The sequence below is a fragment of the Pantoea sp. SGAir0215 genome, from assembly GCF_043543215.1.
This window is the reverse complement of record NZ_CP028031.1, coordinates 424,029-448,272: the sequence shown is the minus strand read 5'-3', so window position 1 is coordinate 448,272 and position 24,244 is coordinate 424,029. Positions and strand designations below refer to the sequence as shown.

Sequence of the window (24,244 nt, the reverse complement as noted above, 5' to 3'; positions counted from 1 at the left end):
TCGCTGGATGTCCGCGATCTTATTTTGACTGGAGTAAAGAGCATGCCTAAGTACCGTTCCGCTACCACCACCCACGGCCGCAACATGGCTGGTGCCCGTGCCCTCTGGCGCGCAACAGGAATGACCGACGATGATTTCGGCAAACCGATTATCGCCGTCGTTAACTCATTCACCCAGTTTGTGCCGGGCCACGTACACCTGCGTGACCTGGGTAAGCTGGTTGCCGAGCAAATCGAAGCGGCAGGTGGCGTGGCCAAAGAGTTCAACACGATCGCGGTGGACGACGGTATTGCCATGGGCCATGGCGGCATGCTGTATTCTCTGCCTTCACGTGAGCTGATTGCCGACTCTGTCGAGTACATGGTGAACGCGCACTGTGCTGATGCCATGGTCTGCATTTCAAACTGCGACAAAATCACCCCCGGCATGTTGATGGCCGCACTGCGCCTGAATATTCCGGTGATCTTTGTTTCCGGCGGCCCAATGGAAGCCGGTAAAACCAAACTGTCCGATCAGATCATCAAGCTGGATCTGGTGGATGCCATGATCCAGGGGGCTAACCCGAACGTCAGCGATGCTGACAGCGAGCAGATTGAACGCTCCGCCTGTCCAACCTGCGGCTCCTGTTCGGGCATGTTCACCGCAAACTCAATGAATTGCCTGACCGAAGCCCTCGGCCTGTCACAACCGGGTAACGGTTCACTGTTGGCCACCCATGCCGACCGTAAAGCGCTGTTCATTAACGCCGGTAAGCGCATCGTCAGCCTGACCAAACGCTATTACGAGCAGGATGATGTGAATATGCTGCCGCGCAACATCGCCACCAAAGCCGCGTTTGAAAATGCCATGACGCTGGATATCGCCATGGGCGGCTCTACAAATACCGTTCTGCACTTGCTGGCCGCCGCGCAGGAAGGTGAGGTGGACTTTAACATCTCTGATATCGATCGCCTGTCACGCAAAGTTCCTCAGTTGTGCAAAGTGGCACCGAGCACGCCGAAATATCACATGGAAGATGTGCACCGTGCGGGTGGCGTCATCGGTATTCTCGGCGAGCTGGATCGTGCCGGGCTGATTGACACCAGCGCCCGTAACATTCTGCAGCAGAGCCTGCGTGAAACGCTCGATCAGTACGACATCATGCTGACTCAGGATCAGGCGGTGAAGGACATGTTCCGTGCGGGTCCAGCCGGTATTCGAACGACTCAGGCGTTTTCGCAAAGTTGCCGTTGGGACACGCTGGATGATGACCGCGCTGAAGGCTGTATCCGTACGCGCGAACATGCCTATTCCCAGGATGGTGGTCTGGCCGTGCTCTACGGCAACATTGCCGAAGATGGCTGTATCGTAAAAACCGCGGGCGTCGATAAAGAGATTCTGACGTTCAGCGGCCCGGCTAAAGTCTATGAAAGCCAGGATGACGCTGTGGAAGCTATCCTCGGTGGCAAAGTGGTAGCGGGTGACGTGGTTGTGATCCGCTACGAAGGGCCAAAAGGTGGGCCGGGCATGCAGGAAATGTTGTATCCCACCACTTACCTGAAGTCGATGGGGCTGGGTAAAAGTTGTGCCCTGATCACCGACGGTCGCTTCTCTGGCGGCACCTCTGGCCTGTCAATTGGTCACGCCTCACCTGAAGCCGCTAACGGCGGCACCATCGCGCTGGTGAAAGATGGCGATATCATCGATATCGATATCCCAAACCGCGGTATCAGACTGGCCGTACCGGATAATGAACTGCATGCCCGCCGTGAAGAGCAGGAAGCCCGTGGCGACGCAGCTTACACGCCGATGAACCGTCAGCGCGACGTGTCGTTTGCCCTGCGCGCCTATGCATCGCTCGCGACCAGCGCCGATAAAGGTGCTGTGCGCGATAAGAGTAAGCTGGGAGGCTAAGATGGCTGAGGCTCAACCGCTACCCGAGGCGCCCTGCGGTGCCGAGTATCTGCGTGCGGTGTTACGTTCACCGGTATACGAAGTGGCACAGGTTACCCCACTGCAGAAGATGGAAAAAATCTCTGCACGTCTGGGCAATACCATTCTGGTGAAGCGAGAAGATCGCCAGCCGGTGCACAGTTTTAAACTGCGCGGTGCCTACGCGATGATTGCCGGCCTTGATGAAGAGCAGAAAGCACGCGGTGTTGTCACCGCGTCGGCCGGTAACCACGCCCAGGGCGTTGCGTTATCGGCGACGAAGCTGGGCATCAAGTCGCTGATCGTCATGCCGCTGGCGACAGCGGACATCAAGGTGGATGCGGTGCGTGCATTTGGCGGTGAAGCCTTCCTGTATGGTGCCAACTTTGACGAGGCGAAAGCCAAAGCCATTGAACTGGCGACGCAGCAGGGTTACACCTTTGTGCCACCGTTTGACCATCCGGCGGTCATCGCCGGACAAGGCACGCTGGCGATGGAACTGCTGCAGCAGGACGCACATCTCGATCGGGTTTTTGTTCCGGTGGGCGGCGGCGGTCTGGCCGCGGGCGTGGCGGTGCTCATCAAGCAGCTGATGCCGCAAATCAAAGTGATCGCTGTTGAGTCAGAAGACTCGGCCTGCCTGAAAGCGGCGCTGGAGGCTGGTGAGCCGGTGGATTTACCGCGCGTGGGCTTGTTCGCCGAAGGTGTGGCCGTGAAGCGCATCGGTAACGAAACTTTCCGCCTGTGCCAGGAATATCTCGACGATATCGTCACCGTGGACAGCGATGCGATCTGCGCGGCAATGAAAGATCTGTTTGAAGATGTGCGCGCCGTGGCAGAACCTTCAGGCGCGCTGGCGCTGGCGGGCATGAAGAAATACGTACAGCAGCACGATATTCAGGGCGAACGCCTGGCACACGTGTTGTCGGGGGCTAACGTTAACTTCCATGGTTTGCGCTACGTTTCTGAACGTTGTGAGCTGGGTGAACAACGCGAAGCTCTGCTGGCGGTCACGATCCCGGAACAGCAGGGCAGCTTCCTGAAGTTTTGTCAGACGTTGGGTGGTCGCTCAATTACCGAGTTTAACTATCGCTATGCCGACACCGACAAAGCCTGCATTTTTGTGGGCGTGCGGCTGACGCGCGGGATGGATGAGCGCGCAGAGATCATCAGCCAGTTAACGGAAAACGGCTATCAGGTGGTGGATCTGTCTGACGATGAGATGGCGAAGCTGCACGTGCGTTACATGGTGGGCGGACGGCCTTCCAAGCCGCTGCGTGAGCGCCTGTTCAGCTTTGAGTTTCCGGAAGCGCCCGGCGCATTGCTTAAGTTTCTGCAAACGCTGGGCACGCACTGGAATATCTCACTGTTCCATTACCGTAGCCACGGCACGGACTACGGCCGGGTCCTCACGGCCTTCGAGCTTGGCAACGACGAACCGCGTTTTGAAGAGCACCTTGCCGACCTGGGTTACGATTTCCACGACGAAACGCATAACCCGGCATTCCGCTTCTTCCTGGCAGGCCAGTAACTATAGCTGGTGCCAGAATGCACTGATAAGCGGCTCTCCAAGCCGCTTTTTTTGTACACAAACACCCAGCTCCAGCGGTGCGACGGACGCCACGCTTTCCAGCGGCAGCACACGGTTTCGTACCGGCTCAGGGCTGTTCTCCAGCACCACATCCGGCAGCAGCGCAATCCCACAGCCCAGCGCTACCATCGACACGATTGCTTCATGACCGGCAACGGTCGCATAAATCAATGGGTTAACGATGCGATGACGGCGGAACCATAGCTCGATCGCCCGCCGGACCGGTCCCTGCTCGGGCAGGATAAACGGAATCTGTGACCAGTCCGGTGCCTCTTCTGTCGCCTGACTGCGCACCGGACAGGGCAGTGCAGGTGCAATCAGTCCCAGCGGCAACAGTCCCAGCGTGGTGAAATCAATGCTGGCAGGCAGCGATTCAGGTCGACCGGCAATCGCCAGATCGGCATTGCCCGACTGGACCATTTCAATCGCATCGGCCGCATCGCCGGTAGTCAGTTTGATTTCCACCTGAGGATGCTCGGCGCGGAAACGATCCAGAATGGGCGGCAGATGGCTGTACGCGGCGGTCACCGAGCAAAACAGGCGCAGTTCACCACTGAGTGACGGACCGTTGAGATCCATGGCATGGCGCAATTGCTGATACTGCAGTAAGGTTTGTTGTGCAAATAACTTCAGTCTTTCGCCCGCTTCGGTGAGCGTGACGGTGCGGTTATCACGCAGAAACAACGCGTGGCCGACATCCTCTTCCAGCCGCTGAATCTGGCGTGACAGCGTGGACGGACTGACGTGCATGGCCCGTGCGGTGCGGCCAAAATGGCAACTTTCTGCCAGATGTAAAAACAATTTGAGATCGCGTAAATCCATACAGGTTCCACCTCAGGAATGCATTGCGATTATTGCAATGTAATGTTGTTAATATATCAATTTAAGCAACAGAAATCCTGTCATATGATGGGGTCATTCGCGGTGCTGAATCTCACGCCGTCAACAGACAAAAGCAAACACAACATTTAACCGGAGTACCCATGGCTAATTACTTCAACACACTGAATCTGCGCAACCAGTTAGCGCAACTGGGCAAATGTCGTTTTATGGGGCGTGACGAGTTCGCGGATGGCGCTAGCTTCCTGAAAGGCAAAAAGATTGTGATTGTGGGCTGTGGTGCGCAGGGCCTGAACCAGGGCCTGAACATGCGCGATTCCGGTCTGGATGTTTCTTATGCCCTGCGTGCAGAAGCCATCGCCGAAAAACGTGCCTCGTATCGCAAAGCCACCGACAACGGTTTCAAAGTGGGCACTTACGAAGAACTGATTCCTCAGGCGGACCTGGTGGTTAACCTGACGCCAGACAAACAGCACTCCGCCGTGGTTCAGGCTGTACAGCCACTGATGAAAGACGGTGCCGCGCTGGGCTATTCACACGGCTTCAACATTGTCGAAGTGGGCGAAACCATCCGTAAAGATATCACCGTCGTTATGGTGGCGCCGAAGTGTCCGGGCACCGAAGTCCGTGAAGAATACAAGCGTGGCTTCGGGGTACCGACGCTGATCGCGGTTCACCCGGAAAACGATCCGAAAGGTGAAGGTATGGCTATCGCCAAAGCCTGGGCTTCTGCCACCGGTGGTGACCGCGCTGGCGTGCTGGAATCCTCTTTCGTTGCGGAAGTGAAATCTGACCTGATGGGTGAGCAGACCATTCTGTGCGGTATGCTGCAGGCCGGTTCTCTGCTGTGCTTCGATAAGCTGGTGGCTGAAGGTCACGATGCGGCGTACACTGAGAAACTGATTCAGTTTGGCTGGGAAACCATCACCGAATCCCTGAAATTTGGCGGCATTACGCTGATGATGGATCGCCTGTCTAATCCGGCGAAACTGCGTGCTTACGCACTGTCTGAGCAGCTGAAAACCATCATGGCTCCCCTGTTCCAGAAGCACATGGATGACATCATCTCAGGCGATTTCTCTGCTGGCATGATGGCGGACTGGGCGAATGACGATAAGAAGCTGCTGACCTGGCGCGAAGAGACCGGTAAAACCGCGTTCGAAACCGCCCCTCAGTTCGACGGCAAAATCGAAGAGCAAGAATACTACGACAAAGGCGTTGTCATGGTTGCCATGGTCAAAGCGGGCGTTGAGCTGGCATTTGAAACCATGGTAGATGCTGGCATCATCGAAGAGTCGGCTTACTACGAGTCACTGCACGAGCTGCCGCTGATCGCGAACACCATTGCCCGTAAACGCCTGTATGAAATGAACGTGGTTATTTCTGATACCGCTGAGTACGGTAACTACCTGTTCTCTTTTGCGGCGGTGCCGCTGCTGAAAGAGTTTATGGCCTCACTGCAGCCGGGCGATCTGGGTAACGCTATTGACGGCACGCAGGTGGATAACGCCCAACTGCGCGACGTTAATGAAGCCATTCGTCAGCATCCTATCGAGCAGGTTGGCCGCAAACTGCGTGGTTACATGACCGATATGAAACGCATCGCGGTTGCAGGCTAAGTCGCACCGCCACCGTTTTCAGCAAATGTAAGACAAAAAGGCGCAGCCATCTGGCTGCGCCTTTTTGTTTTAGCATGCGCCTGGCGACACGATAACAGGCGGTAAAAGGCTCCTGTAACCAACATACTGACACCCGGCAAGAATAAGGAACATGCCAGCCGTAAGGTTGCCAGCAAAATACTCGTGATGATGTCTGAGGGCATAGCATACGGCGACAGAAGCGACAGCCGTGCGCTGCGGGTCGGGTCGGCATTCAGTCAGTCCCCGCCTTTTCCCCAAATGCGCTTCGGGAAGAGTCTGGCTGCGCAATGTGTGTAGATTTATCGCAAACGGCTATCTGCTTAATGGTCCACTGCGTCGTGTTTTGCCGGACTGGCACAGTGAAAACACAACACCGATGACGCCCTGGGCCATCACCTTACCCAACCGTCTGCTGCCGCTAAAAACCCGGGTTTTTATCGATGATTTTATGGCCTGGCTTAAGTCGAAATAGCGCGCTTTCGCCGCGAAAACGCATAAAAAACCCGGCCTGAGCCGGGTTTTTTTATGAGCGTGACCTGAGATCACACTTCATACAGCGTTTGATGCCGGGTTTCTTTACAGGCAATCAGGGCGATCAGCGTCAGGAAGGCCATAGAGGCCAGGTACAATCCGACGGCATATAAGCCGTAGTGCACGTTCAGCCAGGTTGCGATATATGGCGCAACGGAGGCCCCCAGAATCGACGACAGGTTGTATGAGAACGACGCGCCGGTATAGCGCACTTCTGTCGGGAACAGCTCGGGCAGCAGCGCACCCATCGGGCCAAATGTCAGGCCCATAATGCTTAATCCCAGCAGCAGGAAGGCCATCACCAGCGCCTGAGAGCCGGAACCCAACATCACAGGGAACAGGAATGAGAAACCAATAATCATCAGCGTAATGGTGATCATGGTTTTCCGGCGACCAAAGCGGTCAGCCAGCAGGCCCGCGATGGGGACCATCACGCCGAAGCCAATGACCGCCATCATCAACATCCACAGCATGCTGTTACGTGAGATGCCCAGCCCCGCAGGCGCGGCGGCGGTGCCGTAACTCATTGAGTAAACTGTCATGATGTAAAACAGCGTGTAGGTGGCGAGCATGATGAAGGTGCCCAGAATGGTCGCCGTCAGATGTTTGCTCAGAAGTGAGGCAATCGGCACGCGCACCTGCTTCTTCTCTTTCTGCACTTTGGCAAAGACCGGACTTTCATGTAGCGACACGCGCACATACAGGCCAATCAGGACCAGCACGGCAGACAGTACAAAAGGCACGCGCCAGCCCCACTGCATAAACTGCTCGTCGGTCAGCAACCAGGAGAGCAGCAGGAAGGTGCCGTTGGCAAAAAAGAATCCAATGGGCGCACCCAACTGCGGGAAGGAACCGTACAGCGCACGCTTTTTGGCTGGTGCATTTTCCGTGGCCAGCAGGGCCGCACCGCCCCATTCGCCGCCGAGTCCCAGGCCCTGACCAAAGCGGGCCAGTGCTAACAGCAGCGGGGCCAGAACGCCAATGCTCTGATAGCTGGGTAACAAACCAATGACCACGGTAGAGATCCCCATGGTCAGCAGCGAGGCTACCAGGGTGGCTTTACGACCGACACGGTCACCGAAGTGACCAAACAGCGCTGAGCCGATAGGGCGCGCAACGAACGCAATCGCGAAGGTCGCCAGTGACTGTAGCGTGGCGACAGTGGCATCACCCTGAGGAAAAAAGATATGCGGAAAGACAATGACCGCGGCGGTGGCATAAATATAGAAATCGAAAAATTCGATGGCGGTGCCAACCAGTGAAGCAATAACGACTTTACTGCGTGAGTTCACTGGCGTTGGCTCATGTTGTTTATCAAGAGTTTCTGAGATGGAGGCTTGCATAAATGTTTCTTATTTTTAAATACCGTTAAGGAATCTTACGCACCTGTATAGCGGCATTCAATGGCTGGAAACCGCGTCAGCCGCGGCTTTCTCTGCCTAAAAGTAGAAAATCTTTGCCTGATGTGAAATGTCGGAGAATGGCAGCGTTAACAGAGATAAACATGGCGAGATACTCTGTGAAAGCGCTGAAGAAAAGTGACCCCCTGGTTATTCATGCTGTAAAGTGGCTGATAAATAACCGGGGGCAGGGATTTTTCGCTGGTTACTGCTGTTCGTGGGTGGCCATTGCGCCTTTTTCAGGCATGCGTGGATCGTCTTTGTATTTGGCGGTGGCAATCCAGGCCGCGCAGAACAATGTCAGGCGGGCAAAGAAATAGAAGAACGCCATCAGCCCCAACACCGAGCCAAAAGCCGCACCTGAGGGCGAGCTGGCGAGTTTCGGCAGCGTCAACGTCATCACAAACTTAATGACTTCAAACCCGATGGCCGCCAGTAAGGTGCCACGCAGCAGGGCTTTTTTGCGCGGTTTATGGCGAGGCAGAATCCAGAAAATCCACAGAAACAGCAGATAATTTGCCAGTACAGAGATGGACGTCGCGATGATCGTCAGTGCCGGGCGCAACCATTCAATGCCATCCAGCCCTAACGCATTAACGATAGTCGCCTGGGCGGAACCGGCGACGGAGGTCAGTGACAAAGTAATCACCAGCGCCAGCATCAGGCCGGTCAGAGACAAGAAGTCGCGAATATAGCGTTTCCAGATCTTCTCTTTATCGTCAGGTTGACGCTCCCAGACGTCGCGTGACTGCGCGCGAATAGCCTCGCGTAAATTCCCCATCCAGTTGAGACCGGAATACAACGCCAGCAACAAACCGGTGATGCCCACGGTTGCGCGTTGCTGAATGGCCGTGTTCACGGTGTTTTTTAACGTGGTCGCCAGCGACGGATCGCTGATGCTGCTGACGATTTTGTTGATGATATCGGTCAGGAGGTCCGGATTCGAGGCCAGCACGAAACCCACGGCAGCAAAAGACACCATTAAAATGGGGATGAGCGACAGAAACGAAAAATAGGTAATGGCGGCACCAAACTGGCTGCCGAGGCGATCGTTAAACCGATCCAGCGCGCGAATAAAGTGCGCTACCGCCGGTATCGCCTGGAACCAGGCGGCGAAGCGTGATACGCGCACGATGGAGCGATCAACGGACTTGTTGCCGGTTTTAATATCGATCAGCGGTTTGGCGCCTTTTACGTTGTCCTGCTCGTCTGTCATAGACATTCACTTTCCTGTTGAACCTTAAAATCACATTATAGCCTGTCAGGTGACATACTCCTGGAGCACCTGACTTAACCACTCCATAAACACCCGAACCCGACGCGCGACATTCCGGCGATGGGGATAGAGCAAGTGAATGGGCATCGGTTTGGCCGGGAACGCATGGAGCACCTCGACCAGTTGACCGCTTTCCAGATATTTTTGGATGCCCACCGTCGGCACCTGAATAATGCCCAGGCCCGCAAGGCAGGCGGCGCGGTAGGTTTCGGTGCTGTTCACCGTCACGACGCCGCCCGTGTGCACATAGTGGCACTGCTTACCATCGAAGTATTCGAAGCCCTGCGCCGCCTGACCTAACGGCTGGCTGTAATGCACCATTGCATGCTGCGACAGTTCTTCAAGCCGAATCGGCCTGCCAAAACGCGCAAGATAGTCAGGACTGGCACAGTTAATCAAGGTGTGCGTACCTATACGGCGGGCGATCAGTCCCGAATCTTTTAGCTCGCCAACGCGAATCACACAGTCAAAACCTTCGCGAATGACGTCAACCTGGCGATCGTTGCTGCTGAGTTCAATTTCCACGCCAGGATAGTGCTGAAGGAATTCAGGCAGACGCGGAAGAATAAGATCGCTCGCCATTGCCACGGACATGTCGACCCGCAGTTTGCCACTTAACGTCGCGGGATCGTGCTGAAACAGGCTGTCCATATCGCCAATCATCGCCAGCAAATCAAGACAGCGATCATAGTATACCAGGCCATCCTGAGTCAGCTGCACGCGGCGGGTAGTACGATGCAGCAGCCGTGTGCCCATCAGATTCTCCAGCGCCTGAATTTGCCGTGATACGCTGCCTTTTGGTAACCCAAGGCTGTCAGCCGCCGCCGTAAAACTGCCCATCTCTGCAACTCTGACGAACACCTGCATTGCATGAATTTTATCCATATAGCCTGCCGATTGTTGTTGTAAGTGGAACAGTGCTGCGCATTCTTAAGCGTTTATAGAACAATTTTTAACGAATATCCTGAATCTGTGTTCAATTTTGCAACAGGAAATCAACATGAATCGTAAAATCGTCTTGATTACGGGCGCAAATCGCGGTTTAGGCAAGAATGCAGCGCTAAAACTGGCGGCAAAAGGCCGGGATATCATCCTGACGTACCGCAATCATCAAAACGAAGCACAGGACGTCGTCAACGCTGTTGAGCGCGCAGGCGGCCGCGCCATAGCGCTACAGCTGGATGTGGGTGATGTTAGCCAGTTCGACCGCTTCATTTCTGATGTCAAAAACACCTTACAGCAGCACTGGCAGCGTGAGACATTTGATTATTTAGTGAACAATGCCGGGCATGGTCACTACAAACCTTTTGCCGAGACGACGGAAGCGGAATTTGATGCGCTTATGAATGTGCATTTCAAAGGGCCGTACTTCCTGACGCAAAAACTGCTGCCTGTTATCAGCGACGGCGGGCGCATTCTGAATATCTCCAGTGGATTAACGCGCCTGACCTATCCTGGCTCGGGCACCTATGCGGCGATGAAAGGGGCGATGGAAGTGCTGACCCGTTACCAGGCCAAAGAGCTGGGGGAACGTCGAATCCGCGTTAATATCCTGGCGCCGGGCGCGATTGAAACGGATTTTGGCGGTGGACGGGTGCGTGACGATAAAGCCGTGAATGAAAGCATCGCTGCGTTGACCGCTCTGGGGCGGGTCGGATTACCTGATGATATTGGCGACGCCATTTGCGCCATTCTGAGCGAGGAAACCGGCTGGATCACCGCGCAACGCATCGAAGCATCGGGCGGGCAGGGACTGTAACAGTAAGGGCGACTCCGTCGCCCTGTCGTGTCTCAGGGCGTAACGTCAATTGTGCCCTCAACGATCGTCACTGTTTTTCCGCCAATCCAGATGGTTTCGCCCTCATAAGCCACGTTCACCCGGCCCTGACGTCTGACCTGCGTGCCCTGACGAACGCGGTAATTGTGCGGTTTACCCTGAGCCGCGAAGTAGCGCGCCAGGCAGGCATTTGCGCTGCCGGTAATCGGATCTTCTGTCAGGCTGCCGTGCTCAACCAGTAATCCCCGCACTTCATACTGTTCTGTTTCTCCCGAGGGCAGCGGGCCAAAGGGCATTACACCATCCACGCTGGCGTGGGTAATTAACCGCTCAAGATCGTTGACGTCGGGTATGACGGCGCGCACCGCCTCGGCACTGACCATCGGGATAAGCAACCAGCGAATGCTCATATCCGCCACGGTGACAGGCTGTGAATGATCCAGCGCGTCGCTGTTTAATGCTGTGCTGATCAGGGCATCGTGGTAGGGCGTCAGGGTGGCGCTGGGCGCGGCAAAAGCCAGCGTACCATCGGATGCGATTGTCACCACCACATTGCCGACGCCGCACTGCTGCACCATCCTGCCTGGTGTTTTGGTTTTCCAGCCCGCCTCAAGCAGGGCATGGGCGGTACCCAGCGTGGGATGACCTGCAAACGGTAGCTCGCCCTGTACGGTGAAGATGCGCACGCGGTAGTCAGACTGGCTGTCTTCTGGCGGCAGGACAAAGGTCGTCTCGGATAAGTTGGTCCAGCGTGCAATCGCCGCCATCTGGCTGTCGTCGAGGCCCTGCGCATCCATGATGACGGCCAGCGGATTGCCGTTGAACGCAATCGAGGTGAAAACGTCCACTTGTTTAAACGCAACCTTCATTGTCACTCCTTTTCATTGAGATAAAGCGGTTTTTTCATGCTCGGGCAATTGCTTATGTCAGTTAAGAGGGCTATGAATAAGTTAAGCAACCGGATGGAGCCTGCTATGTTAAAAATTCTTGGACGCGCCTCCTCAATCAATGTGCGCAAAGTATTATGGCTGTGTGACGAGCTGGACCTGCTTTACGAACGCGAAGAGTGGGGCGAAGGTTTCAAATCCACTCACTCGCCAGAATTTATGGCGCTTAATCCCAATGCCATGATCCCGGTATTACTCGACGACGACTTTGTCATGTGGGAATCCAACGCTATTTTGCGCTATCTGGCCACGGCCTATGGCGGCGAGTGGCTTTACCCGGAAAATCCGCGCGCGCGCGCGCCGGTGGATCAGTGGATGGACTGGCAATCAACCGAACTTAACACCTCGTGGCGCTATGCCTTTATGTCGCTGGTGCGCCATTCGCCCGCGCATCAGGATCCCCGCCTGTTAGCTGCGGCCTGCAAAGGCTGGTCCCATACCATGGGGATTCTCAACCAGCAGCTGGAGCACACCGGTCGCTATGTCGCCGGACGCAACTTCACGCTGGCGGATATCCCGATTGGCCTTGCCGTGAACCGCTGGTTTGAAACCCCGCTGGATCATCCCGACCTGCCGGCTGTCCGGACCTATTACGAGCGTCTGACTGAACGCCATGGTTATACCATCTGGGGACGGAACGGAACGCCCTGAGTCCGACCCGGCGGCAGGCCTGCAAGTTCACAGGCGATGGCACCGACGCGGGCGATAGCGCGAATGTAGCGATCGGTAAACGGATAGCAGCACGAGAGGCGCAGTGCATGGTTATAGCGCTCACTCAGCGAATACAGCGCGCCGGGCGTCACGCAGATCTGCTCTTTCAGCAGACGAGAGAACATCTCGGTCGTGTTCACGTTGCCCGGCAGTTCCACCCAAAAAACAAAGCCGCCGCGCGGCAACGTGGCCTGCGTGCCCTGGGGAAAATGCTGGGCAATTAACCCTCGCGCCTCATCCAGATTGCTGGCATAACAGCGCCGCAGGCTACGCAGATGATGGTCATAACCGCCATTGGCAAGAAACTCTGCCAGCGTCTCTGACAGCAGAGCGGACTCCGCCATCGATGACACGGCTTTAAGCCGTGCGATAGCATCGTGGAAGCGTCCGGCCGCAATCCAGCCGACACGGAAATCCGGCGCAACGGTTTTGGTAAAGCTGGTGCAGTATAAAACCCAGCCCTGCTCGTCAAAGGCCTTCACGGCAGGGGACAGCGGCCAGTCAAACTGCAATTCATCGTAAAGGCCGTCTTCGATGAGCGGAACTTTGTAAGTATTTACCAACCTTGCGAGCCTTTTCTTATCGGGCAGGCTCATACAGTAACCCAGCGGATTTTGCGCCGTGGGCATCGCCACAATCGCCTGAAGTCGCTCTTCCTGCAGCAGCATTTCCAGCGCATCCAGCGACAAACCACGCTGCGGATCGGTGGGGATTTCCAGCGCTTTGAGGCCGAGTGAAGCCAGCAAAGGGAACAAAAAAAAGTAGGTAGGTGATTCCAGCCCTACGCAGTCGCCGGGCTGCGTCACCGCGCGCAATGCCAGCTGCAACGCCTCCATGCAACCATGGGTGAGGGTGATATCATCGGCGGTGAGTGACTGGCCCGCATGTAATGCGCGTCGCGCAATCTCCTCCCGTAAGCGCTCACTACCGGGCGGAAGCGCATAGCGACCGATAAGGTTGGGATTGCGTCGTAGCAATGAGGCGGTGATGCGGGCTAACCGGGCCGAGGGGAACAGTTCGCTGTCCTGCGGGCAGGCCAGCGAGATATTGATGTAATCAGGATGATTCTGCGCGGCGAACACTTTATCGATCAAATCCAGCTTTTCGTTGCTGGGATCGCGTATCACACGAGCAGCGTGCTGAGTATGCCGGGTGACCACAGGCAGGACGCCGCGCACGTAATAGCCTGATTGCGGTCGTGCCTCAATCAGGCCACGGTTCTCCAGCAGCTGCCAGGCATTCAGCACGGTGTTCACGCTCACCTGGTGCGACTGGGCGACGCGACGGATAGCCGGTAAGCGCTTACCCGGCTTGAGAGTACCCTGATGAATGGCCTCTGCGAAGCTATCGGCCAGTTGCTGGTAAAGCGTTTGTTCAGGCTGAATTTCAAGGGACACAATTGCCTCCTGGCACGACAGGTACAGTTTGACATCAGCGTGATTGTACCCATCAAAATAGCCATTTCCTGTCCCTGTTACCATCACTTTTCGCAACGTAGCATGGTGCTCTGTCTCCCTGTCAGGAATACCATGATGCTTGATCCCTCTTTTTTCAGTTATGTCACCGTGATGTCGATTACGCCGGGTCCTAACAACCTGTTGCTTGCCACTTCCGGCGTGAATTTTGGTATGCGCCGGACGCTGCCGATGGTGTTTGGCATTTTACTTGGATGCGGCCTGCAAACGGTTATTGCGGGCATGACACTGGGGCTGTTGCTGCACTGGATGGCATCCATCCGCTTGCCGCTTACGCTGGTGGGATGTAGCTATCTGCTGTGGCTGTCCTGGAAAATATTTCGTGCGGCTGCACCTGAGGCCCGGCACAAGCCTCAGCCGATGACGTTTCTCGGCGGTGCCTGCTTTCAGGCGGTGAATCCTAAAGCCTGGTTAATGGCCAGCAACGTGGCGCTGTTGTACAGCGCCAACAGTCACGTCCTGATCGTGATGGCGAGTTTTATGCTGCTCAACCTGCCCTGCATATTATTGTGGGCGGCGTTAGGTGACCGCCTGCGCGGTCACCTGCAAATCGCCTGGAAACGCCAGCTGTTCAACAGCCTGATGGCGCTGTCACTGGTGGTAACGACGATCTGGATGCTGGCCGATGCTCTGAAAGCGGTTTAGTCCGGTGCGCCGGGGGCGCTGGCGGAGGGCCACTTCCAGTTCTGCACCTCCGGCACATCTTCGCCATAGACCCGTACATAGCGATGATGCTCTGCCAGGCGCTGCTGCAGATCGTCAGGCAGTTCAGGATGGCGATCGGCAAGTCCCGGGATATGCCTGATGGCCGCCAGCGCCAGATGATAGCGATCCAGCTCGTTCAGCACCGTCATGTCGAAAGGCGTGGTAGTTGTGCCCTCTTCATTAAAGCCATGCACATGGAAATTACGATGGTTATTGCGTTGATAGGTCAGCCGGTGGATCAGACTGGGGTAACCATGGAAGGCAAAAATCACCGGCTTGTCTGCGGTAAACAGCGCATCAAACGCCTCTTCTGACTTGCCGTGAGGATGCTGTTTCTGCGTTTGCAGCGCCAGCAGGTCTACCACGTTAACCACCCGAATGCGCAGGTCCGGCAGATAACTTCGCAGCAGATCGACGGCCGCCAGCGTTTCCATGGTGGGCACATCACCCGCGCAGGCCATCACCACATCCGGCTCTGCGCCCTGCGGGGTTGTGCCGGCCCAGTGCCATTCACCCATTCCGGCCTCGCAATGGGCGATGGCGCTGTCCATGTCCAGCCACTGCGGCGCAGGCTGTTTGCCGGCCACAATCACGTTGATGCGGTCCCATGTTCGCAGACAGTGGTCGCCCACCCATAACAACGTATTTGCATCGGGCGGCAGGTAAATACGCACGATGTCGGCTTTTTTATTGGCAACGTGATCGATAAAGCCCGGATCCTGATGACTGTAACCGTTATGATCCTGACGCCAGACGTGAGAAGACAGCAGATAGTTAAGCGAGGAGATGGGCTGACGCCAGCCCAGCTTGCGTGTCACCTTTAACCATTTGGCATGCTGGTTGAACATCGAGTCAATGATGTGAATAAAGGCTTCGTAGCAGTTAAATAATCCGTGCCTGCCGGTAAGCAGATATCCTTCCAGCCAGCCCTGACACTGATGTTCACTGAGAATTTCCATTACCCGACCATCGGGGGCCAACTGCTCATCATAAGGCTCAATAGCTTCAAGCCAGGTGCGGCTGGTGGTGTCAAATACCGGCGTCAGGCGGTTAGAGGCGGTTTCATCCGGACCAAACACGCGGAAATTGTCCCGATTGCGTTGGAACAGGGCGTTAAGATAACGGCCAAACTGTTCAGTTGCCTGTCCGGCCTGCGAGCCGGGCTGCTGTGTATCGAAAGCAAATTCGCGAATATCAGGCGTAACTAATTCACGGCGCAGTAAACCACCGTTGGCAAACGGGGACGCGCCCATACGTTTGTCGCCCTGTGGGGCCAGCGCCTGCAGTTCCGGCTTAAGCCGCCCCTGTTCATCAAACAGATCGTCAGGCTGATAGCTGCGCAGCCAGTTCTCCAGAATGTTACGGTGGTCTTCGTTTTCGCGGCAGGCCGCTACGGGCACCTGGTGCGCCCGCCAGAAACCTTCCACTTTCTTGCCATCTACCGTTTTCGGCCCGGTCCAGCCTTTAGGGCTGCGCAGGATAATCATCGGCCAGCGGGGAATGGCCTTCATTGGTGAGCCCTGCCGGGCGGCCTGTTGAAAGCCGGCAATCTCTGAAAAAGCGCGATCCAGCGTGTCGGCCATCAACGGATGCATCTCTTCAGGTTCATGACCGCAGACAAACAGCGGTTCATAGCCGTAACCGCGAAACAGCTGACGCAGATCGTCGTCACTGGCGCGGCCCAGAATCGTTGGATTCGCAATCTTATAACCATTCAGATGCAGAATGGGCAGCACGGCACCGTCGCGCTGGGGATTAAGAAACTTAATCCCGTGCCAGCTGGAGGCCAGCGGCCCGGTTTCGGCTTCGCCGTCGCCAATGATGCAGGGCGCGATCAGATCGGGGTTATCAAAGACAGCGCCAAAGGCATGAGAAAGTGAGTAGCCTAACTCTCCACCTTCATTGATCGAGCCCGGGGTTTCGGGTGCCGCATGACTGGGAATACCGCCCGGAAAAGAAAACTGTTTGAACAGCTTCTGCATGCCGTCGGCATCCTGACGGATATGCGGATAGATTTCGCTATAGCTCCCCTCAAGCCAGGTATTCGCAACCATGCCAGGCCCGCCATGGCCGGGACCACAGACATAAATAAGGTTGAGGTCGCGCTGACGAATAATCCGGTTCAGATGGGCATAGATAAAATTCAGTCCGGGCGTGGTGCCCCAGTGGCCCAGTAAGCGCGGTTTAATATGCTCTGGCTTCAATGGCTCGCGTAACAGCGGATTGTCCATCAAATAAATCTGCCCGACAGACAGATAGTTAGCGGCGCGCCAGTAGCGATCAAGTAACGTGAGTTCGTGTGCCGTGTTCGGTTGAGCCATGCCATTTTCTCCTGCATTACGTCAGACGATGCACTAACCCTAATAGAGAATGGGGGAGTCAACCAGGCAAGCGGCAAACAAAAAGGCCTCGCAAGCGAGGCCTCAGACAGGTAGAAGACGGTTATTTACCGACGACGTAGGCAGTTTCACGGCCTTCGTCATTCGCGGCCACCGGCGTTACAGGCGTATACGGCAGTTGCAGGACGCGGCTGGTTTCAGCCAGCACTTTTTCAGTCAGGGCGACGTCACCGTTAAGTTTGCGGCCCCAGGACGGCACAACGGCACGAATTTTATTTTGCCATTCCGGTGACGCCATCTGCTCTGGACAGACCTTGTGCAGCAGTTCCAGCATGATCGGTGCCGCTGTTGAGGCGCCCGGCGAAGCACCCAGCAGTGCCGAAATCGAGCCATCTTCCGACGACACCACTTCTGTGCCCAGACGCAATACTGCGCCTTCTTTTTCATCTTTCTTGATGATTTGCACGCGCTGACCTGCGGTCACCAGACGCCAGTCTTCCTGCTTCGCCTGCGGAACATAGGCGCGCAGCGCGTCCATCCGGTCACGGTCGCTTTGCAGAACCTGATCCATCAGGTACTTCACCAGATCAAAGCTTTTCAGTCCGACTTTGATCATCGGCATAAGGTTAGTACTGTTCAGCGAGGCAAACATGTCCAGCAGCGAACCCTGCTTCAGGAACTTGGTCGAGAAGGTCGCGAACGGCCCAAACAGCAGAACCTGTTTGCCGTTCAGAACGCGCGTGTCCACATGCGGCACGGACATTGGCGGCGCACCGACGCTCGCTTTACCATAGACCTTCGCCATATGCTGTTTCACAACATCGGGATTTTCGGTCACCAGGAAAGAGCCGCCGACCGGGAAGCCCGCATAGCCATTGGCTTCGGGAACGCCAGCCTTCTGCAGCAACGGCAACGCCGCACCGCCTGCGCCAATGAAAATCTTACCGGCGGTTAACGTACGACGTGAACCGTCTGTCAGGCTGACAAGGGTAACCTGCCAGCGACCATCGTTCAGGCGTGTAATGTCGCGAACTTCCAGGCTCATGCGCAAACGGAAACTGGCTTTTTTCTCCAGTGAGGCAATCAACTGACGCGTCACTTCACCGAAATCGACGTCGGTGCCCATATCGGTCCAGGTCGCGGCCACTTTTTGACTGGCGGGACGGCCTTTCATCACCAACGGAATCCACTTCGCAATTTGCTGTGGATCTTCAGAGTAAGCCATGCCACGGAACAAAGTGCTTTTCTGTAATGCGTTAAAGCGTTTGCGCAGGAAGTTAACGTTGTCATCGCCCCAGACAAAGCTCATATGCGGTGTGCTGTGGATAAAGCTTTTTGGCGTATGCAGATTGCCTTTCTGGACATGATAGGCCCAGAACTGGCGAGAAATCTGGAAGGCTTCGTTAATCGCAATGGCTTTCGCTATATCTATACTGCCGTCAGCTCTCTGCGGCGTATAGTTCAGCTCGGCCAGCGCGGCATGGCCTGTACCGGCATTATTCCAGCCATTAGAGGACTCTTCCGCCACATGCGGCAGCCGTTCCACCATTTCAATGGACCAGTCTGGCTCAAGATCCTGCAGCCAGGTGCCTAAGGTGGCGCTCATGACGCCAGCGCCAATGAGTAGCACATCGACGTCTTTACGCTCCTGCGCCCCGGTGGTGTCCTTTCCGCTAACACTCATTGTGAGCGCAAGATTTACAGCTGATTTGCACATGAGGCGACATCTCCTCTTCTGTTGACCTGAAGCTCAACAGTGTTGCAGGCGAAATAGTCACGCTTCTGTCGAGCGCGTTGCGCTATTTCCGGGTTAAGACTCAGGTATAGGTTAAAGCGACGATAACGAGTTAACTGAACGTTATGCTTTGTTGCCCAAATATAACATTCTCGCGTTCGAATTAAACATTTGTTTATTTTTTAAATGCAGAAATGATTCAGCATAAGAAAGAATCATAATAACAGGCGCGCCATAAGCCTTTTTTTCAGCTAACTCAATGGGTTAAGTAAAAGAGGATGTTGCGGGATTGCCCCATAATGGTGCGGTATGAAAATGTCACTTAGCGAAAGGAATAATCTAACATAATGAAAAAAAGGGATTATTGAAATTTATTCTTTGCGTTGAATTTTTAATCGATAAGGCGGCGAAGGCTATCTTGTAAAAAAAATGTTACATTTTTGTGACCTCAGAGCCAGCCAGGTGACTGACCGACGGCAAGGAAGCGCGCCGCATCGCTGACGCTTTGCATGATCAAAGGTTCACCACCGCCAGCCTCTCAGTAATTCAGTCTTTTAAAAAAAGAGGGGCAGCAGGCAGATGTCGCCCTGACGGCGTGATTACGCCCGAAACCAGCGGCGCCAGATAAAGCGAATAACAAAAAACTCCAGCGCGCCCAGAAGTAAAAACCACAGGCAAAAGACCACGGTATAAAGCTGATTAAGGTCCTGCAGATGGAACATCTGTTGCAGGTGCTGCGCGACGGCCAGGCTAAACGCGGGAGCGGGAAGCAGAAGGGCAGAGAGAAAGCCCAACAGTAAAATGCCGCCGGGAATGATCAGGGATTCGAAGGGGTTAGTCATGGACAAAAATTCCGTATTTACCAGCCCGCCATTTTCCGGCATTCCGCGAGAAGGTTCAATGACGGACTGTTCAGGGCAGGAAGTCACGCTGTGCATTGCAAAGAAAAGGCTTAAATGACATTAACTTAGAGACATTCATAGCGATTGTTATGAGTTATAGCCTTTGCTATACTTAAATCCCTGATTTTATTGTCTTTTTATAACGATTATTGCGTGATAGACTGCGCGCACTTTTTAATAACCGAGCCATATGTGTGATGAATTCAGCACGAAATGCTGGCTTTTCATCCCAAGTGAACAAATCATGACCTTTATCGCCACCCTGATTCTTGCTTTTGGAATGTCGATGGACGCATTTGCTGCTGCGCTGGGCAAGGGTGCGACCTTGCATCGCCCGGGCCTGAAAGAAGCCGTGCGCACCGGTCTGATTTTCGGTTGTATCGAAGCCCTGACGCCGCTGATTGGCTGGGCATTGGGTCTTGCTGCCAGCCAGTATGTTGCCGCGTGGGATCACTGGATAGCCTTTTTCCTGCTGGCTTTCCTGGGTGCCCGAATGATGATGGAAGGCTTCCGTAAAACGGCGTCTGAACCGTGCGAAGCGCCGCAAAGCCATGGTTTTATGGTCCTGGCGGCGACCGCCGTTGCCACCAGCCTGGATGCGCTGGCGGTTGGCGTGGGGCTGGCCTTCCTTCAGGTTAATATCGTCACCACGGCTCTGACAATCGGTGCCGCCACTACCGTTATGGCTACCACTGGCGTGCTGGTCGGCCGCTTCATTGGGCCTGTTTTAGGTAAATGGGCCGAAGTGCTGGGCGGACTGGTCCTCATCGCCATCGGCTCCACCATCCTCACCGAGCATCTCGGGCTGTTTCAGTAACGCCCGCAAAATCGTATTTTGTGATCTGGTTCAAAATTTATTGCTGATTAAAACAGCAGGAGCTATACTTTTCCTGTAGTTATTCAACAAATTTTTAACTGGATGCTGTATGAAACGTTTTTTTAAGTACGTGTTTCACGCGTATGTGGAAACCTTTAAACACGTACCACCCGGTGCGCTGAACTAAGCGCCACGTTTTACCCTCGATAGTCGCGGTCAGGGAATGACCGGTGATTATCACCTCATTTTGCCGTTCTTCTCGCCTGTCTCCGCCTCTCTGTTCAGCCCGCACTGGCCTTGCATTCCGCCTGACATACTGTGATACAACTGGACATCCACTGTGCCAATCGCAGTACGATTTCCGTCATGTTTTTTGCTACTCTGCGCGCCGATTTATTCTCAACACGGGTGGATCGCCCGACATAATAAAAGAGGCAGCAATGCAGTTATGCAGTTTTTATCTTCCCGCTCAGGGGAAAAAAAGCGTGGGTATCGTACGGGAACAGGGCGTGATCGATGTCGGGATGCGCCTGGGCAAAGCCTGCCCGGATTTAAAAACCTTTTTGACACGTTCTTCTCTGGCCGATCTTGCCGCCTTTCAGAACATGCCCGTCGATCACGCGTTTTCCGCCGTGCAGTTTCTTCCCGTTATTGAGCAGCCTGGAAAAATTTTCTGCGTAGGAATGAACTACGCAGATAAACGCCAGGAGTTTGCCGCAACGCTGGACGCGCCAACCTTATTTATCCGTTTTGCTGATTCACTGACCGGCCATGAGCAACCGCTGCAAAAACCGCTGACTACCCAGGAATTCGATTACGAGGGTGAGCTGGCGGTGATTATTGGTAAACCGGCGCATCGGGTTAAGGCCGCCGACGCGCTGGACGTCATTGCGGGTTACAGCTGCTTTATGGATGCCACCGTGCGCGACATGCAGTTTACCTGGTTTACCGCCGGGAAAAACTGGCCGCAGACCGGAGGATTTGGCCCCTGGATGACGACTGCGGACGAGATTCCTGATCCCCAACAGTTATCGATTAAAACCCGACTGAACGGTCGTGAAGTGCAAAACGATACCACCGCCAGCATGGTGCATCCGGTCGCCAGCATTATCGAATATATCTCTGCCTTCAGTCCGCTATCACCCGGCGATGTCATTATCACCGGCTCCCCCGGCGGCGTAGGGAAAAAACGGACGCCGCCCCTGTTCATGTTCCGTGGCGACGTGGTGGAAGTCGAGATAGAAAAAATCGGTTGCCTGCGTAACCCTGTCGCCTGACGCAGCGTATTCACTGCCTCTCTGCCGATCCCGTCCTACACTCAATAAGTACCCAGGAACAGGAGCAGCTGATGAGGCGTACCATCCGGTGTAAAAGGCGACAGGGCATAGCCGTGGCCGCAGGGGTTGGTTTAGGTATAGGCGCAGTGCTGTGGGGCGCGAAGCGCTGGCAGCAAATGAAACAAACGCCGCCTGTTTCACCGCGTAGTCACCATGCGGGACTGGCGGGTTACTATCAACAGATCGGTGACTGGCGCATGTTCACCCGCGTGACGCCCGACGCACCTCATGGTTTACCTGTCGTCCTGCTTCACGGTCTGGCGATGTCAGGCCGTTCGATGGAGGCGCTGGCCCTCGCGCTGGGTCGGGACTATCACGTGCTGGTCCCCGACCTGCCAGGCTTTGGCGGTAGCGCGTTGCCCGCATCGGCACCGGTGCTTTCCGTCAGTGAACTGGCCGATATCCTGTGGCAGTGGCTCCAGCATAATGGTTTCCGGCGGGCAATCTGGGTCGGCAGCGCCTTTGGCTGTCAGGTGCTGGCGGCGCTGGCGGATAAACACCCGGACGCCGTGGCCGGACTGGTGCTACAGGGCCCCACAGCCGATCGCCATGCGCGAAGCCTGTTGCGCCAGCTCTGGCGCGGCTGGCGCAACAGCCGACTGGAAGCCCACCGTTCACCTGACTCGCTGGCCCGCATCGACTGGGCGAAAGCCGGTCTCCCCCGTGTATTTGGCACGCTGCGCGCCATGCTTAACGATCCGATTGAATATCATCTGACGTATCTGACGGCCCCCACATTGTTGCTCCGGGGTTCGCGGGACCCGGTTTGTCCGGCGCGCTGGCTGGATGAGCTGGCGGGGCTGTTACCTCAGTGTGAAAAAATCACCCTGCGCGGCGGTACCCACCGGCTGCACTATGTCTATCCATGGAGCTTCTGCCATGCGATCCGACCCTTTTTGGCCCGTATTCAGCAGGAGAACGCCGATGAGTAAACCGCCGAAGGGCATCGCCCGCTTTGATTCCGCAGCAACCATGCTGTTGGCTCTGGCAAGTGCACTACGCGATGAGCCCCTTACCCGTTCGTCATCGATGCTGGACCGGTTACTGCCTTCACTGGATCGACTACCGAGCCGGTTACGTGAATGGGGCCATGCGATAAGTGGCCAGGCGGACGGAATCAGCCCGAAACAGGCGGGTGAGCTGGATGTGGAAGGCATCGCCGAATGGATGGTGAGTGCCTACCCGCAGCGCGAGTATCCGGCGGCATTTATCGGCGCATCGAACGGTGCGCTGGTCCATCTGGCGGCGGCGATGGGAACGCCCTGGCTACCGCAAACGTTTCTGTGCCCGGTGCGCGTGGAACCCAGCGATCCGGACGATGCCCAGGCCGGCTTTGAGCAAGGCAAAGCGGTGGCCGCGGCGCTGCTGGCCACCTGGCCAAGGCTGGCGGTCCATCACAGGCAGGATCCGAGTCAGGACCGGCTGCTGCTCGAAAATATGCAGGCTTTCCGGCTTAAATTACGCGATATGCCACTCGCCTTTAATGAATTTCTGCTGGGAGGATTGCCCGCAGGCGCGACCCTGTTTATCAATCACTGCACGCGCCAGTGGCCGGTCACCCGCACCAGCGACCGTTCGTTTTTCCAGTTTGGCGCACCCGGTGGGGCAACGGAAAGCGAGTATTTGCAGGGCGGCCCCCGCGTTGCGGAATATCTGGCGCGGGCAGGGGTTGATCGGGCGCGCTGGACGCCGCCTGCCATCACCGATCATGTCCCTGAAGCCGAATGGGGGCTGGATGGTTACCTGATCTCTCCTCTGAAAAAACTGGCAGAAGCTCAACGCTGGACGCTGATGGAAATTCGTTATGAGCAACCGGAGGCGCTGAGTTTTGTGGTGGCGGAAATCTACCGTGACTGGTATCTGGCGGCAGGCGTGCTGCCCACCCGGCTTACGGTAGACAGCTTTATATTGCTGGATCCCTGGTGCAGTATGCAGCAACAGGCGATTCCCTTCTGGCTGATGTTCCCCTCTGCCGCCTCGGCAGATGCGCTGCAGCGTTTTCTGGAAAAACAGCCGCCGTTCCGCTACATCGATATGCTGTTGTACTCACAAGGGGCCGACAGCATCGGGCTGGCCGACATCGCCCGCTGGCAGCAGTTGCTTACCTTCGCCAAAGACGAAGGCGCGCTGGTCGGTGTGGATGAAACGCGTTTTCCTCATGATGTCACCAGTGTTTCGCAGTTTGACGCGGCGCTCCGTGAGCGGGCACCGCTGCTGCCTGCGCCGCCGCCGCTCACTGTCGGGACAGCGATCGCTGGTATTCAGCGTTACGGCGCCCGTCATGGCGTGAGCATCAGGGCGCTGACCTGA

21 protein-coding genes are annotated in these 24,244 nt (G+C 55.7%); 12 read left to right on the top strand and 9 right to left on the bottom strand.

All coding sequences use genetic code 11. The annotated features are described in order from the left end of the window. Positions 1 to 42: 42 nt before the first annotated feature. Positions 43 to 1,893, top strand: a complete 1,851-nt coding sequence (gene ilvD / locus C1N64_RS02235) for a dihydroxy-acid dehydratase (RefSeq protein ID WP_006121158.1) — start codon at positions 43 to 45, stop codon at positions 1,891 to 1,893. Between the two features lies 1 nt (position 1,894). Further along, a complete protein-coding gene (gene ilvA, locus C1N64_RS02230) occupies positions 1,895 to 3,442 on the top strand; it encodes a threonine ammonia-lyase, biosynthetic (RefSeq protein ID WP_006121157.1) in 1,548 nt (515 codons plus the stop codon). On the opposite strand, the gene ilvY is transcribed toward ilvA, so the two are convergent. Next, positions 3,443 to 4,324, bottom strand: coding sequence for an HTH-type transcriptional activator IlvY (ilvY, locus tag C1N64_RS02225; RefSeq protein ID WP_039342836.1), 882 nt, complete (start codon positions 4,322 to 4,324; stop codon positions 3,443 to 3,445). It abuts the gene before it with no gap. A gap of 161 nt (positions 4,325 to 4,485) precedes the next feature. On the opposite strand from ilvY, the gene ilvC reads away from it, so the two are divergent. Further along, positions 4,486 to 5,961, top strand: coding sequence for a ketol-acid reductoisomerase (gene ilvC, locus C1N64_RS02220; protein WP_205950869.1), 1,476 nt, complete (start codon positions 4,486 to 4,488; stop codon positions 5,959 to 5,961). A gap of 310 nt (positions 5,962 to 6,271) precedes the next feature. Beyond that, positions 6,272 to 6,454 carry a type 2 periplasmic-binding domain-containing protein gene (locus C1N64_RS02215; protein ID WP_054632899.1) on the top strand — a complete coding sequence of 61 codons (183 nt, stop codon included), beginning with the start codon at positions 6,272 to 6,274 and terminating at the stop codon, positions 6,452 to 6,454. A 70-nt stretch (positions 6,455 to 6,524) separates the two neighbouring features. Here the strand turns inward: C1N64_RS02215 and C1N64_RS02210 are convergent, their stop codons facing one another. The 3 genes from C1N64_RS02210 to C1N64_RS02200 form a co-directional block, all read right to left on the bottom strand. Further along, positions 6,525 to 7,856, bottom strand: coding sequence for an MFS transporter (locus tag C1N64_RS02210; RefSeq protein ID WP_033738323.1), 1,332 nt, complete (start codon positions 7,854 to 7,856; stop codon positions 6,525 to 6,527). Positions 7,857 to 8,118: 262 nt separating this feature from the next. Beyond that, positions 8,119 to 9,135 (bottom strand): inner membrane protein YhjD, encoded by a 1,017-nt coding sequence (yhjD, locus tag C1N64_RS02205; RefSeq protein ID WP_262959594.1) that lies wholly within the window; start codon positions 9,133 to 9,135, stop codon positions 8,119 to 8,121. Positions 9,136 to 9,174: 39 nt separating this feature from the next. Next, entirely contained in the window at positions 9,175 to 10,074 is a 900-nt protein-coding gene (locus C1N64_RS02200; RefSeq protein WP_033738321.1) for a LysR family transcriptional regulator, read from the bottom strand. 115 nt (positions 10,075 to 10,189) lie between these two features. Between C1N64_RS02200 and C1N64_RS02195 the strand changes: the two genes are divergently transcribed. Beyond that, positions 10,190 to 10,948 carry an SDR family NAD(P)-dependent oxidoreductase gene (locus C1N64_RS02195; RefSeq protein ID WP_006121151.1) on the top strand — a complete coding sequence of 253 codons (759 nt, stop codon included), beginning with the start codon at positions 10,190 to 10,192 and terminating at the stop codon, positions 10,946 to 10,948. 32 nt (positions 10,949 to 10,980) lie between these two features. On the opposite strand, the gene C1N64_RS02190 is transcribed toward C1N64_RS02195, so the two are convergent. After that, on the bottom strand, positions 10,981 to 11,835 hold the full coding sequence (locus tag C1N64_RS02190; protein ID WP_394515210.1) for a PhzF family phenazine biosynthesis protein: 855 nt from the start codon (positions 11,833 to 11,835) through the stop codon (positions 10,981 to 10,983). Between the two features lie 105 nt (positions 11,836 to 11,940). Between C1N64_RS02190 and C1N64_RS02185 the strand changes: the two genes are divergently transcribed. After that, positions 11,941 to 12,564 carry a glutathione S-transferase family protein gene (locus C1N64_RS02185; RefSeq protein ID WP_033738317.1) on the top strand — a complete coding sequence of 208 codons (624 nt, stop codon included), beginning with the start codon at positions 11,941 to 11,943 and terminating at the stop codon, positions 12,562 to 12,564. On the opposite strand, the gene C1N64_RS02180 is transcribed toward C1N64_RS02185, so the two are convergent. Beyond that, complete coding sequence (locus C1N64_RS02180) at positions 12,531 to 14,021, bottom strand: aminotransferase-like domain-containing protein (RefSeq protein WP_205955771.1); 1,491 nt, start codon at positions 14,019 to 14,021, stop codon at positions 12,531 to 12,533. The two genes, C1N64_RS02185 and C1N64_RS02180, sit on opposite strands and share 34 nt — an antisense overlap. A gap of 135 nt (positions 14,022 to 14,156) precedes the next feature. On the opposite strand from C1N64_RS02180, the gene C1N64_RS02175 reads away from it, so the two are divergent. Next, on the top strand, positions 14,157 to 14,744 hold the full coding sequence (locus C1N64_RS02175) for a LysE family translocator (protein ID WP_058708221.1): 588 nt from the start codon (positions 14,157 to 14,159) through the stop codon (positions 14,742 to 14,744). Here C1N64_RS02175 and C1N64_RS02170 read toward each other — a convergent pair. The 3 genes from C1N64_RS02170 to C1N64_RS02160 all read right to left on the bottom strand — a co-directional run bounded on the left by C1N64_RS02170 (position 14,741) and on the right by C1N64_RS02160 (position 19,720). Further along, positions 14,741 to 17,125, bottom strand: coding sequence for a phosphoketolase family protein (locus C1N64_RS02170; protein WP_033738315.1), 2,385 nt, complete (start codon positions 17,123 to 17,125; stop codon positions 14,741 to 14,743). The genes C1N64_RS02175 and C1N64_RS02170 overlap by 4 nt on opposite strands. 121 nt (positions 17,126 to 17,246) lie before the next feature. After that, complete coding sequence (gene mqo / locus C1N64_RS02165; RefSeq protein ID WP_375124550.1) at positions 17,247 to 18,860, bottom strand: malate dehydrogenase (quinone); 1,614 nt, start codon at positions 18,858 to 18,860, stop codon at positions 17,247 to 17,249. Between the two features lie 617 nt (positions 18,861 to 19,477). Next, positions 19,478 to 19,720 (bottom strand): DUF1158 domain-containing protein, encoded by a 243-nt coding sequence (locus C1N64_RS02160; RefSeq protein WP_033738354.1) that lies wholly within the window; start codon positions 19,718 to 19,720, stop codon positions 19,478 to 19,480. Between the two features lie 304 nt (positions 19,721 to 20,024). Here C1N64_RS02160 and mntP point away from each other — a divergent pair, with 304 nt between their 5' ends. From mntP to C1N64_RS02135, 5 genes are all read left to right on the top strand, one after another. Beyond that, entirely contained in the window at positions 20,025 to 20,597 is a 573-nt protein-coding gene (gene mntP, locus C1N64_RS02155) for a manganese efflux pump MntP (RefSeq protein WP_033738352.1), read from the top strand. Positions 20,598 to 20,706: 109 nt separating this feature from the next. Continuing rightward, entirely contained in the window at positions 20,707 to 20,784 is a 78-nt protein-coding gene (azuC, locus tag C1N64_RS02150) for a stress response protein AzuC (RefSeq protein ID WP_112900613.1), read from the top strand. A 253-nt stretch (positions 20,785 to 21,037) separates the two neighbouring features. Further along, complete coding sequence (locus C1N64_RS02145; protein ID WP_006121146.1) at positions 21,038 to 21,874, top strand: fumarylacetoacetate hydrolase family protein; 837 nt, start codon at positions 21,038 to 21,040, stop codon at positions 21,872 to 21,874. Positions 21,875 to 21,945: 71 nt separating this feature from the next. Further along, positions 21,946 to 22,866 (top strand): alpha/beta fold hydrolase, encoded by a 921-nt coding sequence (locus C1N64_RS02140; RefSeq protein ID WP_193751024.1) that lies wholly within the window; start codon positions 21,946 to 21,948, stop codon positions 22,864 to 22,866. Further along, entirely contained in the window at positions 22,859 to 24,244 is a 1,386-nt protein-coding gene (locus C1N64_RS02135) for a hypothetical protein (RefSeq protein ID WP_006121145.1), read from the top strand. The genes C1N64_RS02140 and C1N64_RS02135 overlap by 8 nt, the downstream gene beginning before the upstream one ends.

Coding starts and splice junctions, on each gene's coding strand:
- ilvD (WP_006121158.1), top strand. CDS start 43: ATGCCTAAGTACCGTTCCGCTACCACCACCCACGGCCGCAACATGGCT.
- ilvA (WP_006121157.1), top strand. CDS start 1,895: ATGGCTGAGGCTCAACCGCTACCCGAGGCGCCCTGCGGTGCCGAGTAT.
- ilvY (WP_039342836.1), bottom strand. CDS start 4,324: ATGGATTTACGCGATCTCAAATTGTTTTTACATCTGGCAGAAAGTTGC.
- ilvC (WP_205950869.1), top strand. CDS start 4,486: ATGGCTAATTACTTCAACACACTGAATCTGCGCAACCAGTTAGCGCAA.
- C1N64_RS02210 (WP_033738323.1), bottom strand. CDS start 7,856: ATGCAAGCCTCCATCTCAGAAACTCTTGATAAACAACATGAGCCAACG.
- yhjD (WP_262959594.1), bottom strand. CDS start 9,135: ATGTCTATGACAGACGAGCAGGACAACGTAAAAGGCGCCAAACCGCTG.
- C1N64_RS02200 (WP_033738321.1), bottom strand. CDS start 10,074: ATGGATAAAATTCATGCAATGCAGGTGTTCGTCAGAGTTGCAGAGATG.
- C1N64_RS02195 (WP_006121151.1), top strand. CDS start 10,190: ATGAATCGTAAAATCGTCTTGATTACGGGCGCAAATCGCGGTTTAGGC.
- C1N64_RS02190 (WP_394515210.1), bottom strand. CDS start 11,835: ATGAAGGTTGCGTTTAAACAAGTGGACGTTTTCACCTCGATTGCGTTC.
- C1N64_RS02185 (WP_033738317.1), top strand. CDS start 11,941: ATGTTAAAAATTCTTGGACGCGCCTCCTCAATCAATGTGCGCAAAGTA.
- C1N64_RS02175 (WP_058708221.1), top strand. CDS start 14,157: ATGCTTGATCCCTCTTTTTTCAGTTATGTCACCGTGATGTCGATTACG.
- C1N64_RS02170 (WP_033738315.1), bottom strand. CDS start 17,125: ATGGCTCAACCGAACACGGCACACGAACTCACGTTACTTGATCGCTAC.
- mqo (WP_375124550.1), bottom strand. CDS start 18,860: ATGTGCAAATCAGCTGTAAATCTTGCGCTCACAATGAGTGTTAGCGGA.
- C1N64_RS02160 (WP_033738354.1), bottom strand. CDS start 19,720: ATGACTAACCCCTTCGAATCCCTGATCATTCCCGGCGGCATTTTACTG.
- mntP (WP_033738352.1), top strand. CDS start 20,025: ATGACCTTTATCGCCACCCTGATTCTTGCTTTTGGAATGTCGATGGAC.
- azuC (WP_112900613.1), top strand. CDS start 20,707: ATGAAACGTTTTTTTAAGTACGTGTTTCACGCGTATGTGGAAACCTTT.
- C1N64_RS02145 (WP_006121146.1), top strand. CDS start 21,038: ATGCAGTTATGCAGTTTTTATCTTCCCGCTCAGGGGAAAAAAAGCGTG.
- C1N64_RS02140 (WP_193751024.1), top strand. CDS start 21,946: ATGAGGCGTACCATCCGGTGTAAAAGGCGACAGGGCATAGCCGTGGCC.
- C1N64_RS02135 (WP_006121145.1), top strand. CDS start 22,859: ATGAGTAAACCGCCGAAGGGCATCGCCCGCTTTGATTCCGCAGCAACC.